Raw genomic sequence first — 14,701 nt, 5'->3', positions numbered from 1 at the left:
GTGTGAGGCTTCTGATACTTCTGCCTGACAGCAGACTCCGGAGAATCCGCCGCCGCATTCCGCATCAAGCGCCCACACTTATCGACTGTTAGTTTTTAAAGATCGGTCCGCCAAACCCGCCGCGCCTGAACCACCACTACCCGGCACTGCTTCGTTTGCGTCGCTGCGTCTGCAGCAGAGAGACGAAATTATGGAGAACTTCCGTCGGATCGTCAACAGGTTTTTATCACTCGCTTAACCTGCCCACGCCGCTGAAGCCCACGCCATCAAAGGCTTCCCGCTTCTCCGCACCCCGGCGTCCGGAGCGCGAAAGAGCGGAATTCTAGTCGCCGACATCGGGACTTGCAAGCGATATTTTGACAAGCGTATTAACGGTGCTTGAAAACCGGTTTGCGCTTCTCCACGAACGCGGCCATGCCCTCTTTCTGGTCTTCGGTGGCGAAGAGCGAATGGAACAGGCGGCGCTCGAAATGCACGCCCTCCGCGAGCGTCGTTTCAAAGGCTCGGTTGACCGACTCCTTGACCATCAGCACCGCCGGCAGCGGGAATTCCGCAATGGTGGCGGCCGCGCCGACCGCTTCGTCAAGCAGCGATGCCGCCGGGATCACGCGCGAAACCAGTCCGGCGCGCTCCGCTTCGGCGGCATCCATGAAACGGGCGGTCAAACAGAGGTCCATCGCCTTCGCTTTTGACACCGCCCGCGGCAAGCGCTGCGTGCCGCCCGCGCCCGGCATGATCCCGAGCTTGATTTCCGGTTGACCGAACTTCGCCGTGTCGGCGGCGAAAATGATGTCGCACATCATCGCCAGTTCGCAGCCGCCGCCGAGCGCGAAGCCCGCCACCGCGGCAATGATCGGCTTACGGATCGAGCGAACCGTTTCCCAATTGCGCGTGATGTAGTCGCCCTTGTAGACATCCATATAGGAGTACGACGCCATCATCCCGATGTCCGCACCGGCCGCGAACGCTTTCTCGCTGCCCGTCACGACGATTGCGCCAATCGACTCGTCGCCGTCGAACTCGCGCAACGCTGCGCCTAGTTCGTCCATCAGCGCGTCGTTCAGTGCATTCAGAGCCTTCGGACGGTTGAGCGTAATCAGTCCGACCCGTCCCCGCGTCTCAACCAGAATGTTTTCGTAAGCCATGCCGCCTCCATAAGGGTTAATCGCACGCGAAAAACGCTTCGCGCATCGTCTGTGGTGATGCTACCATTCACCAACCAACCGGTCGGTCAATTATTCGACAGGTATTTCCCCAACGTACAGCCGAGCCTCTTTGCCATGACACATCCGCTATTCACCAAGCACGAAGATACGCTGCACAAAGCGCTCGCCGCGCTCGAAACGCGCGGCTACTGGAGCCCGTTCGTCGAGATGCCCAGTCCGAAAGTGTACGGGGAAACAGCCAACGCGGACGGCGAAGCCGCGTTCAAGGCGCTTCTAGACAAAACGTTCGACCTGGACCAACCGTCGACGGGAGAGACCGTCGGCGCAGAGGTTTCGCCGTTCGGCATCCAGCTCGGCGTGCGTTACCCGAAAGCCGACCCGAGCGCGCTCATCGCCGCATCTGCCGCGGCGCAACGCGATTGGCGCGCCGCCGGCTCGCAGGCATGGATCGGCGTGAGCCTCGAAATCCTCGCGCGCCTGAATCGCGCCAGCTTCGAGCTCGGCTATAGCGTGATGCACACGACCGGTCAGGCGTTCATGATGGCCTTCCAGGCAGGGGGCCCACACGCGCAGGATCGCGCGCTCGAAGCGGTCGCGTATGCCTGGGATCAGCTGCGCCGTATTCCCGCCGACGCGCACTGGGAAAAGCCGCAAGGCAAAAACCCGCCGCTCGCGATGCACAAGCGCTACACCGTCGTGCCGCGCGGCATCGGCCTCGTGCTCGGCTGCTGCACATTCCCGACGTGGAACGGCTATCCGGGCCTGTTCGCCGATCTGGCCACCGGCAACACGGTGATCGTCAAGCCGCATCCGGGCGCGATCCTGCCGCTCGCGCTGACCGTGCGCATCGCGCGTGACGTGTTGCGCGAAGCGGGCTTCGATCCGAACGTCGTCACGCTGCTGGCCACCGCCCCGAACGACGGCGCCCTCGTCCAGCAACTGGCCCAGCGCCCCGAGATCAAACTGATCGACTTCACGGGCAGCACCCAGAACGGCACCTGGCTCGAGCGCAACGCGCACCACGCGCAGGTCTACACCGAAAAAGCTGGCGTCAATCAGATCGTCATCGACTCGGTCGACGACATCAAGGCGGCCGCGCGCAACATCGCGTTCTCGCTGGCGCTCTACTCAGGCCAGATGTGCACCGCGCCGCAAAATATCTACGTACCGCGAGACGGCATTCGCACCTCGGAAGGCACGCTCAGCTTTGACGATGTCTCCCAGGCGCTTGCCGGCGCGGTGCAAAAGCTCGTCGCCGATCCGGCCCGCGCCGTCGAACTGCTCGGCGCGATCCAGAACGAAGGCGTCGTGCAGCGCATCGACGAAGCCGCCGGGCTCGGCCGCGTTCTCGCCGCGAGCCAGACGCTCGACCATCCGTCCTTTCCGGGCGCTCGCGTGCGCACACCGCTCGTATTGCAACTCGACGCCTCGACCGACCGCGCCCAGTTCACGAGAGAATGGTTCGGGCCGATCTCGTTCGTCATCGCGACGGACTCGACCGCGCAGTCACTCGACCTCGCTGGCGACATTGCTGCCGAGCACGGCGCGCTAACGCTGGCGGTCTACAGCACGGACGACGCCGTGCTCGACGCCGCGCACGAAGCGTCGATTCGCGGCGGCGTCGCACTGTCGATCAACCTGACCGGTGGCGTGTTCGTCAACCAGTCCGCGGCTTTTTCGGACTTTCACGGCACCGGCGCCAACCCAGCCGCGAATGCCGCGCTTGCCGATGCCGCTTTCGTCGCCAACCGCTTCCGTGTCGTTCAAAGCCGCGTTCATGTTGAACCGAAAGCGGCGCCCGCGGTAGCTGGCTGAACGGCATAAGAAGGCTTCAGCACAACGCACGACTTCGTCCTATGCCGTTCGGCGGATGGACCGAGTCGTGCGCTCTGACTAACATCAGACATCGGATCGGCATCACGCGCCGACGCTAGTCGAGCGACCGTGCCCATCGGCCAAAGAGAGTTTGAGGAGACACCCCATGTCATATGAAGCGATCCGGCTGGACATCGACTCATCGAGCCACGTCGCCACCATCACGCTGAACCGCCCGGACAAGCTCAACAGCTTCACGCGCGCGATGCATCAGGAACTCGGCGCGGCACTCGACCAGGTCGAAAAGTCCGGCGCCCGTGCGCTCGTGCTCACCGGCGCGGGACGCGGCTTCTGCGCCGGCCAGGATCTCGCCGACCTCGATTTCACGCCCGGCGTGATGACCGACCTCGGCGCCGTGATCGATGAATACTTCAATCCGTTGATCCGCCGTCTGCAAGCGCTACCGTTTCCGGTGATCGCCGCGGTCAACGGCACGGCCGCCGGCGCGGGCGCCAATCTCGCGTTGGCCTGCGACCTGGTGCTCGCAGCTCGCTCCGCGAGTTTCATCCAAGCGTTCGTGAAGATCGGCCTCGTGCCGGATTCGGGCGGGACGTGGTTCCTGCCGCAACGCGTTGGCATGGCACGCGCGCTCGGCCTCGCGATCACCGGCGGCAAGCTCAGCGCCGACAAAGCCGAAAGCTGGGGCTTGATCTGGCAAGCGCTCGACGACGCCGAACTGGCTCCGGCCGCTGCAAAACTCGCGGCCCAGCTTGCCCAGCAACCGACGCGCGCGATCGCCGCGATCAAGCAGGCGATGCGTGCCGGCACGACGCAAACGCTCGACCAGCAGCTCGATCTCGAGCGTGATCTGCAGCGCCAACTAGGCGCCTCACACGATTACGCGGAAGGCGTGCAGGCATTTATCGAAAAGCGCGCGCCGCGCTTCGAGGGGCGTTGAGATGTCCACGCAAACCAGCCGCCCCGACCAGATGACTGCCGACGAACTCGCCTGCGCGACAGCTGCCGCGATGTACGAAAACGACGCCTGCAGTCGCGCGCTCGGGCTCGAGATTCTCGAAGTGCGCCCCGGCTATGCGCGGCTGCGCATGGCGGTGCGAGACGATTTCCTGAACGGCCACCAGATCTGCCATGGCGGCCTGATCTTCACGCTCGCCGATTCGACCTTCGCGTTCGCCTGCAACACCTACAACATCAATACGGTTGCCGCCGGCTGCTCGATCGAATACCTCCGGCCGGTCTACGGCGGCGACGTGCTGAGCGCCGAAGCGGTCGAGCAGACATCGAGCGGGCGCACTGGCATCTACGATATTCGCGTCACGAATCGCGCCGGCGAGACCGTCGCGATGTTTCGCGGCAAGTCGGCGCAAATCAAGGGCAACCTGATTCCCACCGGCGACTAACATTGAGCGACGGCAAGCCAGAGCCGCCCTCGCGGACAACTGTCTGCGCGGCTCTCTGACGCCAACGCGTTACATATCAGACTCAGATACTGAGGCAGCAAGGAGACATTCGATGAGCACCGCTCTTCCGCTCGATCCGATCGAGACCGCCAGCCGCGACAAGCTCGCCGCGCTCCAACTTGAACGGCTCAAATGGTCACTCACCCATGCGTATGAAAATTCGCCGGTGTACCGGCGCAAGTTCGACGAAGCCGGTGTTCATCCGGGCGATGTCAAGTCGCTCGCGGACCTCGCGCGCTTTCCGTTCACGACGAAGAAGGATTTGCGCGACAACTATCCGTTCGGCATGTTCGCGGTGCCGCAGGAGCAGATTTCGCGAATCCATGCATCGTCTGGGACGACCGGCAAACCGACCGTCGTCGGCTATACGGCGCGCGACATCGACACGTGGGCGAATCTCGTCGCCCGTTCGATACGCGCCGCCGGCGCGAAGCGCGGCGACAAGGTGCACGTGAGCTACGGCTACGGCCTCTTCACGGGCGGCCTCGGCGCGCATTACGGCGCCGAGCGCGCGGGGCTCACCGTGATTCCGTTCGGCGGTGGTCAGACCGAAAAGCAGGTGCAGCTGATCCAGGACTTCCGGCCGGACATCATCATGGTGACACCGAGCTACATGCTGTCGATCGCCGACGAACTCGAGCGCCAGGGTATCGACCCGGCTAGCTGCTCATTGCGCATCGGCATCTTCGGCGCTGAGCCGTGGACCAACGAAATGCGCGAGGCGATCGAAAAACGCATGGGCATCGACGCGGTCGACATCTACGGTCTCTCCGAAGTGATGGGCCCGGGCGTCGCCTCGGAGTGCGTCGAGACCAAAGACGGCCCGACGATCTGGGAAGACCATTTCTATCCCGAGATCATCGACCCCGAAACGGGCGAGGTGCTGCCCGATGGCGAACTCGGCGAACTCGTGTTCACGTCGCTGACGAAAGAAGCGCTGCCGATCATCCGCTACCGCACGCGCGATCTCACGCGCCTGCTGCCGGGCAGCGCCCGCACGATGCGGCGTATGGAAAAAATCACGGGCCGCTCGGACGACATGATGATCGTCCGTGGCGTCAATGTGTTCCCGACGCAGATCGAAGAGTTGCTGCTCAAGCAGCACGCGCTCGCGCCGCACTATCAGATCGTACTGACGAAGGAAGGGCCGCTCGACGTGTTGACGCTGAACGTCGAACCGTGCCCCGAAAGCGCGCCGGATACTTCCGCGCTATCCATCGCGAAAAACGCGCTGGCGTACGACATCAAGGCGCTGATTGGCGTAAGCGCGGTGGTGAACGTGCTGGCCGTGAATGGGATCGAGCGCTCGGTGGGCAAGGCACGGCGGGTGGTCGACAAGCGCAGATCGGGGCTCTAAGTCAGGCAACCGGCAACGACGCGCAGCGTAAGAGCCCAACAAAAAACGGCGTCACGCACGGATCCTGATCCGAACGTGACGCCGATTTCCACGACTTCTATTGACGTTCGCGGCAGCCTCCAACCCGCCTCCCGAAAACCGCCGTAACTCAAACGGCAGTCACGCTTCTGCCTGCGCCCCACCGCCTCACGAATTCGGCAGCAGCAGCCACATCCGGCCACCCTGCTTCATCTTGCCAGCCAGATCACCAGCATCGTCGCCGAGGCCCCAGAAGTAGTCGGCGCGCACGCCGCCTTTGATCGCGGTGCCCGTGTCCTGCGCGAACACGAGGCGGTTCATCGGCGAGTTCGTCAGCGGCCGTGTGGTCTGCAGGAACACCGGCGTGCCGAGCGGAATCGCGCTCGGGTCGACCGCAATCGAGCGCTCCGGCGTCAGCGGCACGCCGAGCGCGCCGATCGGGCCGTCCGCGCCGCCGCTCGGCATACTTTCGGCCGACGGCATCTCGCGAAAAAACACGAAGCGCGGATTGGTGTCGAGCAATCCATCGACGCGCGTCGGATTCGCGCGTGCCCATGCCTTGATGCCCTGCATCGTCGCCTGCGCGGGTGTGATCTCGCCATGATCGAGCAGCCAGCGCCCGATCGACTTGTACGGCTGATCGTTGGTACCGCCAAAGCCGACGCGCATCACACTGCCGTCTTCCATCACGATGCGCCCGGAGCCCTGCACCTGCAAAAAGAATGCTTCGATCGGGTCGTCGACCCACACGAGTTCGTTGCCGCTGAGCGCGCCCGAGCGTTCGAGTTGGGCGCGCGCCGGCAACGGCGCCCCCGCGCGATAGCCGGCGGGCCAGCGGTACAGCGCGGTCTGATATACCCCATGCCGCGTGCGCGAGCCCCGCAGCAGTGGCTCGTAGTAACCGGTGACCAGACCGTCGAGCGTGCCGTCGCTATTCGCGAGCTGGAACGGCGTGAAGTAGGCTTCGAAGAAGGCGCGCGCGCCGGTGACGTCGAGATCGTCGATTTGCGCGGCGGCCGCGCATGCACGCGACCAGTTCGGCTGACGCGCGAGCCTCGTGCAGTTTTGCCGCAACGCGGCCGTCGCGCCGATCAGCGAGTCGTCCTGCCAGCCCGGCACCTGCTGCCACGCAACCGCGGTCAAGCGCGACGACGCGATCTGGCCGGGGATGATCGCCGCGCTGCTCGGCGGCGAAGGCCGGAGGGCGCCACCGCCACCGCAGGAGGCAAGCAACACCGCAACCGACAATGCACCGACCCACGCGCCGGCTCGGCGGACAAAACGCATACAATGTTCGTTCTTGATGGAAACCGCCATGTCTGATTTGTTCGACGAATACCCGATGCTCATCTTCGCGCTGGAATCGCTGCTCGCGCTGTTCCTGCTCGTCTTTATCGTTGTGTGGACGTCGTCTGGCAAGAAAAAAGCGCGACGTGCCAAGCCGGCGGAACGGTCCCAACAGCAAAAGCCGCAGTGACCCCGGCCGGCGGGTTGCATACGGAACCGCGCAACCCCTCGTGCATCAAGCGCTCGTCTGAGCGCTCATCCAACCACCCACTCAACTGCCCGCTGCGCCGCGCGCCGATACGAACTCATTAAAGACCGCGCAACACCGCGCCGGTTCAATGCAACGTTCGCGGCATGCGCAACACGAACTCCGGCACCGGCGCCTCGAAGCGCTCACCATCCTCCGCCACGCAGAAGTAATCGCCGCGCATCGTGCCGACCGGCGTCGCGATCACTGCCCAACTCGTGTATTCGAAATGCTCGCCCGGCTTGAGCAGCGGCTGATGACCGACCACGCCCAGGCCTTTGACTTCCTGGACGGTGTTTTCGCTGTCGGTGATGATCCAGTGACGCGCGATCAACTGTGCGGGCACCTGGCCGGTGTTACGGATGGTCAGCGTGTAGGCAAAGGCGTACTGGCGACGCTCCGGGTCCGATTCTTCGGGCAGGTAGTGCACCTGCGCCGAGACGCTGAATTCGTACTGGCTCATCCTGATTCCGATCTGATCAAACGGGCTGTGAAAAATCGTGGAAGGCCCGAACGCCAATGGTCTGCGGGTGCAGTGGCGATGCGGCGCTCATGGAATGGCATTCTGCTTGATGCGCGGCATGGCCGCAACCGGATACGCCTTTCGGCCAGCAGTGTCTAAGACGTTGGGACACGGCTGCTTTGCCGCGCCCAGTCTCCATGTCGTTTTTGCGCCGGCACTTTGCGAAGTTTCATCGCGCGATTCCGCCACGCCAACCGCGGGCAGCACCCCGGTCTGCACGCGCAAAACCGGTAAAATGGCGCTTTCCCGCTTGCATCGGCCCCCTGTCATGACGCAATTTCGCATCGCTCCCAGCATTCTCTCCGCCGACTTCGCCCGCCTGGGCGAAGAAGTCCGCAACGTCGCCGCCGCCGGCGCCGACTGGATCCACTTCGACGTGATGGACAACCACTACGTGCCGAACCTGACCATCGGCCCGCTCGTATGCGAAGCGATCCGCCCGCACGTGGACGTGCCAATCGACGTGCACCTGATGGTGCGTCCCGTCGACCGCATCGTGCCGGACTTCGCGAAAGCCGGCGCGAACCTGATCAGCTTTCACCCGGAAGCGTCGGTTCACATCGACCGCACGCTGTCGCTGATCCGCGACCACGGCTGCAAGGCCGGCCTCGTGTTCAATCCGGCGACGTCGCTGAACTATCTCGATCATGTGATGGACAAGGTCGACCTCGTGCTGATCATGTCGGTGAACCCGGGCTTCGGCGGCCAGTCGTTCATCCCCGAGGCGCTCAACAAGCTGCGTGAAGCGCGCAAACGCATCGACGCGTACACCGAGCGCACCGGCCGCGACATCCACCTCGAAGTGGACGGCGGCGTGAAGGTCGACAACATCGCGGAAATCGCGGCGGCCGGCGCGGACACGTTCGTGGCCGGCTCGGCGATCTTTGGCCAGCCCGATCACAAGGTCGTGATCGACAAAATGCGCGCCGCCCTCGCGACCGTCCAGCGTTAAAAACCAGCGCCTCATGACCACTCCGTATCCCGCCCCGACGTTTACCGGCCCGCGCCTCGAAGCCGCGATCATCGACCTCGACGGCACGATGATCGACACGGCCGACGACTTCACCGCCGGCCTCAACGGTATGCTCGCTCAGCTCGACGCGGAGGAAACGACGCGCGAGGAAGTGGTCGGCTACGTCGGCAAGGGTTCGGAGCATCTGATCCGCAGCGTGCTTGCGCCGCGCTTCGAAGCCGAGCACGCGCAAGAGCGCTTCGACGAAGCGCTCGCGATCTATCAGGCCGAGTACGCGAAGATCAACGGCGTGCACACGCGGCTTTATCCAGACGTCGAGGCCGGTCTGCGCGCGCTGCGCGACGCGGGCCTGAAGCTCGCCTGCGTGACCAACAAGCCGCACCGCTTCGCGCTCGAATTGCTGCAGCAGTACCGGCTTGCACCGTATTTCAGCGTCGTGCTCGGCGGCGACAGTCTCGCGAAAAAGAAACCAGACCCGCTTCCGATGCTGACCGCCGCCGCGCAGCTCGGCGTCGAGCCGAGCGCCACGGTGGCGATCGGCGACTCGGAAAACGACGCGCTGGCGGGCCGCGCGGCCGGCATGGCGACGCTGACCGTGCCCTACGGGTACAACCACGGCCAAGCTATACAAACGATAAAATCCGATGGTATAGTTGCCTCGCTGCTCGACGCCGCCAGGGCGATCGCAGCGCATCAATCCACGACTTAACAGTCCTTCATCCTCATGTTTCTGAATAAAAAACGGAGTCTGATTAGCATCGACCGGGGAGCCTGGCCCTGGCGTCGCTGGTCGCGCTAACCTCGCCTGAGGTACGCTGAAGCTCGTCTTCGGCAACCGTTTTTTACTTCGCTGCGCTCACGCGCTTTTTCCATCGATCTGTTTTTGCGCAGCTGCATCGGCTGATTGAGCCTGCGCGTACCCGCAAGGTACCGTTGCTCACCCGCACCGCTCGCACGCGCCGATGGAAGACCCGCGCCGGTCGGTATCATTGTGTCGAGAACGTCGACCCACGCCCTGACCGAAGGCGCTTAGCCCCGCTTTGCCCGACGCTTGCTGCCGCCGGACCACCGTACAGGATCGGAACATGACCGAACTCGAATTCCAGTCCCTCGCCAACGAGGGTTTCAACCGCATTCCGCTGATCGCCGAAGCGCTCGCCGACCTCGAGACGCCGCTGTCGCTGTACCTGAAGCTCGCGCAGACCGAGCGCAACGGCGCGAACTCGTTCCTGCTGGAGTCGGTGGTCGGCGGCGAACGCTTCGGGCGTTATTCGTTCATCGGCCTGCCGGCGCGGACTCTCATGCGCACGCGCAACGGCGTGTCGGAAGTGGTCCGCGACGGCAAGGTCGTCGAGACGCACGAGGGCGATCCGCTCGCGTTCATCCAGCAATTCCAGGCGCGCTTCAAGGTCGCGCAACGCCCGGGGCTGCCGCGCTTCACGGGCGGTCTCGCCGGCTATTTCGGCTATGACGCCGTGCGCTATATCGAGAAGAAGCTCGCGCACAGCGCGCCGAAAGACGATCTGAACCTGCCCGACATCCAGCTGCTGCTGACCGAGGAAGTCGCCGTCATCGACAACCTCGCCGGCAAGCTCTATCTGGTGGTCTACGCCGACCCGACCCAGGCTGAGGCCTACACGAAAGCGAAGCACCGTCTGCGCGAACTGCGCCAGCGGCTGCGCGTCACCGTCGAGCCGCCCGTCGTGTCGGCCAGCGTACGCACCGAGATCTACCGCGAGTTCGCGAAAGACGATTACCTGGCGGCCGTGCGCAAGGCGAAGGAATACGTCGCCGCCGGCGAACTGATGCAGGTGCAGGTCGGCCAGCGCCTGATCAAGCCGTACCGCGACAATCCGCTGTCGCTGTATCGCGCGCTGCGCTCGCTGAATCCGTCGCCGTACATGTACTACTACAACTTCGGCGACTTCCACGTGGTCGGTGCGTCGCCGGAGATTCTGGTGCGCCAGGAAAAGCGCGGCGAGGACCGTATCGTCACGATCCGCCCGCTGGCCGGCACCCGTCCGCGCGGCAACACGCCCGAGCGCGACGCCGCGCTCGCTACCGAGTTGCTGAACGATCCGAAGGAAATCGCCGAGCATGTGATGCTGATCGACCTCGCGCGCAACGACGTCGGCCGCATCGCGCAGATCGGCTCGGTGGTCGTGACCGACAAGATGGTGATCGAGAAGTACTCGCACGTGCAGCACATCGTCAGCTCGGTCGAAGGCAAGCTCAAGAACGACATGACCAATTTCGACGTGCTGCGCGCCACCTTCCCGGCCGGCACGCTGTCGGGCGCGCCGAAGGTCCGCGCGATGGAGCTGATCGACGAGCTCGAGCCCGTCAAGCGCGGCCTGTACGGCGGGGCGGTCGGCTATCTGTCGTTCACCGGCGAGATGGATCTGGCCATCACGATCCGCACCGGCGTGATCGCCAACGGCAATCTGTATGTGCAGGCGGCCGCGGGCGTGGTCGCCGATTCGGTGCCCGAATCCGAATGGCAGGAGACCGAGAACAAGGCACGCGCGGTAATGCGCGCCGCCGAGCAGGTCCAGGACGGCCTCGATAGCGACTTCTGACCGGAGACACACCATGCTGCTCATGATCGACAACTACGACTCGTTCACCTACAACCTGGTGCAGTACTTCGGCGAACTCGGCGAAGACGTGCGCACCTACCGCAACGACGAAATCACGCTCGATGAAATCGCCAGGCTGAACCCCGAGCGCATCTGCCTGTCGCCGGGCCCGAGCAATCCGCAACACGCGGGCATCACGCTCGACGTACTGCGCGAATTCGCCGGCAAGACGCCGATTCTCGGCGTGTGTCTCGGCCATCAGGCGATCGGCGAGGCGTTCGGCGGCCGCGTCGTGCGCGCGCAGACCATCATGCACGGCAAGGTCAGCACGATCGAAACCGATTGCAAGGGCGTATTCGAAGACCTGCCGAAGCACTTTACGGTAACGCGCTACCACTCGCTCGCGATCGAACGCGAATCGCTGCCCGACTGCCTCGAAGTATCGGCATGGACTGAAGACGGCGAAATCATGGGCGTGCGCCACAAGGAACTTGCCGTGGAAGGCGTGCAGTTCCACCCGGAATCGATCCTGTCCGAACACGGCCACGCGCTGCTCGAAAACTTCGTCAAGCAGTCAAAGCTCGCCGTCGCCGGCAAGGCCTCGAGTCACGCGGCGCCCCGCAATGCCTGACACAAAGGGAGACGAGATCATGTCCATTACGCCCCAGGAAGCCTTGCAGCGGACCATCGAGCACCGCGAGATTTTTCACGACGAAATGCTGCACCTGATGCGCCTCATCATGCGCGGCGAGCTGTCGCCCGTGATGTCGGCGGCGATCATCACCGGCCTGCGCGTCAAAAAAGAGACCATCGGCGAAATCACCGCGGCCGCCACGGTGATGCGTGAATTTGCCCGGCACGTCGACGTGCAGGACAACTCGAACTTCGTCGATATCGTCGGCACCGGCGGCGACGGCGCGCACACCTTCAACATTTCCACCGCGACGATGTTCGTGTCGGCCGCAGCGGGCGCGAAGGTCGCAAAGCACGGCAATCGCGGCGTATCGAGCAAGTCGGGCAGCGCGGACGTGCTCGAAGCGCTCGGCGTCAACATCGATCTGCAACCGGAGCAGGTCGCGGCATCGATTGCGGAAACGGGCATGGGCTTCATGTTCGCGCCGAACCATCATCCGGCGATGAAAAACGTCGCGCCGGTACGCCGGGAACTCGGCATCCGCACGATCTTCAATATCCTCGGGCCCCTCACCAATCCGGCCGGCGCGCCGAATCAGCTGATGGGCGTGTTTCACCCCGACCTCGTCGGCATTCAGGTGCGCGTGATGCAGCGCCTCGGCGCCAAACACGTGCTCGTCGTGTACGGGATGGACGGCATGGACGAAGTGTCGCTCGGCGGCGCCACGCTGGTCGGCGAGTTGCGCGACGGCGAGATCCGCGAGTACGAGATCCATCCGGAAGACTTCGGCATGCAGATGGTGTCGAACCGCACGCTCAAAGTCGCCGACGCGGGCGAGTCGAAGGTCATGCTGCTCGACGCGCTCAGCAACAAGCCCGGCGTCGCGCGGGAAATCGTCACGCTGAACGCCGGCACGGCACTCTATTCGGCGAACGTCGCGGCCACGATCGCGGACGGCATCGAGCTCGCGCGCGAAGCGATCGCGAGCGGCAAGGCACGCGCGAAGGTCGACGAACTGGTGCGCTTCACCCAGCAATTCAAGCAGTAATCACGTAGCGAGACATTTATGAGCGACATCCTCGACCGCATCATCGCGGTCAAACGCGAAGAAGTCCGGGCGGCCGAGCAAAGCGTGCCGCTCGAAGAACTGCGGCTCGAAGCGTCGTCGCGCGATCTCCGCGACTTCGTCGGCGCATTGCGCGCCAAGCACACGGCGGGTCTCGCCGCGGTGATCTCCGAAGTGAAGAAGGCGAGCCCGTCGAAGGGCGTGCTGCGCGAGCACTTCGTGCCGGCCGACATCGCGCGTTCGTATGAGAAGCACGGCGCGGCGTGTCTGTCCGTGCTGACCGACGTGCAGTTCTTCCAGGGCAGCGTCGCCTATCTGCAGCAAGCGCGCGCCGCGTGCCAGTTGCCGGTGATACGCAAGGACTTCATCGTCGATCCGTATCAGGTGGTCGAAGCACGCGCGATGGGGGCCGACGCGATCCTGCTGATCGCCGCCGCGCTCGAAACCGCCGAGATGCAGGACCTCGAAGCGCTCGCGCATTCGCTGGGTCTCGCGGTGCTCGTCGAAGTGCACGACAGCGATGAACTCAAGGAAGCGCTGACGCTGAAGACGCCACTGATCGGCATCAACAACCGCAATCTGCGCACCTTCGAAACCTCGCTCGACACGACGCTCGGCATGCTCGACGCGATTCCCGACGATCGCATCGTCGTGACCGAATCGGGCATCCTGTCGCGCGACGACGTCGAGCGCATGCGCGCGCGGAACGTGCATACCTTCCTCGTCGGCGAAGCGTTCATGCGCGCGGACGAGCCGGGCGTGGAACTCGCGCGGATGTTTTTCTGAGCGTCGTATCGACGTATCGGCGTATCGGGCGCAGAGAAATCCACGCAACAAGGACACCCGGCATGGGTATGGAACGCGAAATCAAGCTGGCGCTGCCGGCTTCGCAGGTGCAGGCGGCGACGCAGTGGTTCGCCGCGCGCGCCGGCAAGAACGGACGCGCGATCAAGCTCGTGAACATTTACTTCGATACGCCGCAGTTGACGCTGGCGTCGTCAAAGAGCGCGCTGCGTCTACGGCAGACCCCGGACGGCTGGCTGCAGACCTTCAAGACGGTCGGCACGGCGACGAACGGCTTGCATAGCCGGCACGAATGGGAATTGCCGGTCGCGGGCGCGAAGCTCGAAATCGAATCGTTGCTGAGCGCTTGCGACGAACCCGCCGCCGCGGATGCACTGAAACAGGCCGCGCCTGCGCTGATCGAGCTATTCCACACCAATTTCACGCGCACGCTATGGCTGCTCGACTCCAACGGCGCTCAGATCGAGGCGGCGATCGATCAGGGCGACGTGCTTGCCGAGGTCGACGATGAAGCGCGCCGCGCGCCGATCTCGGAGATCGAGCTCGAACTGAAATCGGGCGACGAAGCGGCGCTTCACACGCTCGCCGCCGAACTCGGCAAACGGATTGCCGGCCTCGCGCCGGATGACATCAGCAAGGCGCAGCGCGGGTATCGGTTGCGCGCCAAGTGAGCGCGTTGCCCGAAACCCGCGGCACCTCATGCGCTCGCTTGCCGCAACTTGAGCTAGTCCGCGTTTGCTGCGACACTTCC

Annotated in this window: 15 protein-coding genes; 12 read left to right on the top strand and 3 right to left on the bottom strand. The window is 64.1% G+C overall.

From position 1 onward, the window contains the following. Nucleotides 1–368: 368 nt before the first annotated feature. Nucleotides 369–1,145, bottom strand: coding sequence for an enoyl-CoA hydratase (locus F6X39_RS12895; protein WP_184036005.1), 777 nt, complete (start codon nucleotides 1,143–1,145; stop codon nucleotides 369–371). A gap of 135 nt (nucleotides 1,146–1,280) precedes the next feature. On the opposite strand from F6X39_RS12895, the gene paaN reads away from it, so the two are divergent. The 4 genes from paaN to paaK all read left to right on the top strand — a co-directional run bounded on the left by paaN (nucleotide 1,281) and on the right by paaK (nucleotide 5,819). After that, nucleotides 1,281–2,981, top strand: coding sequence for a phenylacetic acid degradation protein PaaN (paaN, locus tag F6X39_RS12890; RefSeq protein ID WP_187616882.1), 1,701 nt, complete (start codon nucleotides 1,281–1,283; stop codon nucleotides 2,979–2,981). 166 nt (nucleotides 2,982–3,147) lie between these two features. Next, entirely contained in the window at nucleotides 3,148–3,939 is a 792-nt protein-coding gene (paaG, locus tag F6X39_RS12885; RefSeq protein WP_187616881.1) for a 2-(1,2-epoxy-1,2-dihydrophenyl)acetyl-CoA isomerase PaaG, read from the top strand. 1 nt (nucleotide 3,940) lies between these two features. Beyond that, entirely contained in the window at nucleotides 3,941–4,402 is a 462-nt protein-coding gene (gene paaI, locus F6X39_RS12880) for a hydroxyphenylacetyl-CoA thioesterase PaaI (RefSeq protein ID WP_187616880.1), read from the top strand. Nucleotides 4,403–4,514: 112 nt separating this feature from the next. Further along, nucleotides 4,515–5,819: a phenylacetate--CoA ligase PaaK gene (gene paaK, locus F6X39_RS12875; protein ID WP_187616879.1), complete on the top strand. Its 1,305-nt coding sequence runs from the start codon at nucleotides 4,515–4,517 to the stop codon at nucleotides 5,817–5,819. 186 nt (nucleotides 5,820–6,005) lie between these two features. On the opposite strand, the gene F6X39_RS12870 is transcribed toward paaK, so the two are convergent. Then, nucleotides 6,006–7,124, bottom strand: coding sequence for a murein transglycosylase A (locus F6X39_RS12870; RefSeq protein WP_222945203.1), 1,119 nt, complete (start codon nucleotides 7,122–7,124; stop codon nucleotides 6,006–6,008). Nucleotides 7,125–7,140: 16 nt separating this feature from the next. Here F6X39_RS12870 and F6X39_RS36365 point away from each other — a divergent pair, with 16 nt between their 5' ends. Then, nucleotides 7,141–7,314, top strand: coding sequence for a hypothetical protein (locus tag F6X39_RS36365; protein WP_167368587.1), 174 nt, complete (start codon nucleotides 7,141–7,143; stop codon nucleotides 7,312–7,314). 145 nt (nucleotides 7,315–7,459) lie between these two features. Here F6X39_RS36365 and apaG read toward each other — a convergent pair whose 3' ends face one another. After that, on the bottom strand, nucleotides 7,460–7,834 hold the full coding sequence (gene apaG / locus F6X39_RS12865) for a Co2+/Mg2+ efflux protein ApaG (RefSeq protein ID WP_184009102.1): 375 nt from the start codon (nucleotides 7,832–7,834) through the stop codon (nucleotides 7,460–7,462). A 328-nt stretch (nucleotides 7,835–8,162) separates the two neighbouring features. Between apaG and rpe the strand changes: the two genes are divergently transcribed. From rpe to F6X39_RS12830, 7 genes are all read left to right on the top strand, one after another. After that, nucleotides 8,163–8,846 carry a ribulose-phosphate 3-epimerase gene (rpe, locus tag F6X39_RS12860; protein ID WP_262414692.1) on the top strand — a complete coding sequence of 228 codons (684 nt, stop codon included), beginning with the start codon at nucleotides 8,163–8,165 and terminating at the stop codon, nucleotides 8,844–8,846. 13 nt (nucleotides 8,847–8,859) lie between these two features. After that, nucleotides 8,860–9,576: a phosphoglycolate phosphatase gene (locus tag F6X39_RS12855; RefSeq protein WP_184052422.1), complete on the top strand. Its 717-nt coding sequence runs from the start codon at nucleotides 8,860–8,862 to the stop codon at nucleotides 9,574–9,576. 376 nt (nucleotides 9,577–9,952) lie between these two features. Beyond that, nucleotides 9,953–11,446 carry an anthranilate synthase component I gene (gene trpE / locus F6X39_RS12850; protein WP_184065692.1) on the top strand — a complete coding sequence of 498 codons (1,494 nt, stop codon included), beginning with the start codon at nucleotides 9,953–9,955 and terminating at the stop codon, nucleotides 11,444–11,446. 13 nt (nucleotides 11,447–11,459) lie between these two features. Continuing rightward, nucleotides 11,460–12,077: an aminodeoxychorismate/anthranilate synthase component II gene (locus F6X39_RS12845; protein ID WP_187616877.1), complete on the top strand. Its 618-nt coding sequence runs from the start codon at nucleotides 11,460–11,462 to the stop codon at nucleotides 12,075–12,077. A 19-nt stretch (nucleotides 12,078–12,096) separates the two neighbouring features. Beyond that, the gene (gene trpD, locus F6X39_RS12840; protein ID WP_090805481.1) at nucleotides 12,097–13,128 is read left to right on the top strand and encodes an anthranilate phosphoribosyltransferase; all 1,032 of its coding nucleotides are present in this window, start codon (nucleotides 12,097–12,099) and stop codon (nucleotides 13,126–13,128) included. Between the two features lie 18 nt (nucleotides 13,129–13,146). Next, nucleotides 13,147–13,932: an indole-3-glycerol phosphate synthase TrpC gene (gene trpC, locus F6X39_RS12835; protein WP_090802017.1), complete on the top strand. Its 786-nt coding sequence runs from the start codon at nucleotides 13,147–13,149 to the stop codon at nucleotides 13,930–13,932. Between the two features lie 62 nt (nucleotides 13,933–13,994). Continuing rightward, on the top strand, nucleotides 13,995–14,621 hold the full coding sequence (locus tag F6X39_RS12830; protein WP_187616876.1) for a CYTH domain-containing protein: 627 nt from the start codon (nucleotides 13,995–13,997) through the stop codon (nucleotides 14,619–14,621). Nucleotides 14,622–14,701: the final 80 nt, after the last annotated feature.

The sequence above is a fragment of the Paraburkholderia sp. UCT2 genome, assembly GCF_014397665.1.
GTDB lineage: Bacteria > Pseudomonadota > Gammaproteobacteria > Burkholderiales > Burkholderiaceae > Paraburkholderia > Paraburkholderia tuberum.
This window is presented reverse-complemented; position numbering and strand designations above follow the sequence as displayed.

Excerpts from the sequence above, each read along its gene's own strand:
- F6X39_RS12895 (WP_184036005.1), bottom strand. The coding sequence starts at position 1,145 with ATGGCTTACGAAAACATTCTGGTTGAGACGCGGGGACGGGTCGGACTG.
- paaN (WP_187616882.1), top strand. The coding sequence starts at position 1,281 with ATGACACATCCGCTATTCACCAAGCACGAAGATACGCTGCACAAAGCG.
- paaG (WP_187616881.1), top strand. The coding sequence starts at position 3,148 with ATGTCATATGAAGCGATCCGGCTGGACATCGACTCATCGAGCCACGTC.
- paaI (WP_187616880.1), top strand. The coding sequence starts at position 3,941 with ATGTCCACGCAAACCAGCCGCCCCGACCAGATGACTGCCGACGAACTC.
- paaK (WP_187616879.1), top strand. The coding sequence starts at position 4,515 with ATGAGCACCGCTCTTCCGCTCGATCCGATCGAGACCGCCAGCCGCGAC.
- F6X39_RS12870 (WP_222945203.1), bottom strand. The coding sequence starts at position 7,124 with ATGCGTTTTGTCCGCCGAGCCGGCGCGTGGGTCGGTGCATTGTCGGTT.
- F6X39_RS36365 (WP_167368587.1), top strand. The coding sequence starts at position 7,141 with ATGGAAACCGCCATGTCTGATTTGTTCGACGAATACCCGATGCTCATC.
- apaG (WP_184009102.1), bottom strand. The coding sequence starts at position 7,834 with ATGAGCCAGTACGAATTCAGCGTCTCGGCGCAGGTGCACTACCTGCCC.
- rpe (WP_262414692.1), top strand. The coding sequence starts at position 8,163 with ATGACGCAATTTCGCATCGCTCCCAGCATTCTCTCCGCCGACTTCGCC.
- F6X39_RS12855 (WP_184052422.1), top strand. The coding sequence starts at position 8,860 with ATGACCACTCCGTATCCCGCCCCGACGTTTACCGGCCCGCGCCTCGAA.
- trpE (WP_184065692.1), top strand. The coding sequence starts at position 9,953 with ATGACCGAACTCGAATTCCAGTCCCTCGCCAACGAGGGTTTCAACCGC.
- F6X39_RS12845 (WP_187616877.1), top strand. The coding sequence starts at position 11,460 with ATGCTGCTCATGATCGACAACTACGACTCGTTCACCTACAACCTGGTG.
- trpD (WP_090805481.1), top strand. The coding sequence starts at position 12,097 with ATGTCCATTACGCCCCAGGAAGCCTTGCAGCGGACCATCGAGCACCGC.
- trpC (WP_090802017.1), top strand. The coding sequence starts at position 13,147 with ATGAGCGACATCCTCGACCGCATCATCGCGGTCAAACGCGAAGAAGTC.
- F6X39_RS12830 (WP_187616876.1), top strand. The coding sequence starts at position 13,995 with ATGGGTATGGAACGCGAAATCAAGCTGGCGCTGCCGGCTTCGCAGGTG.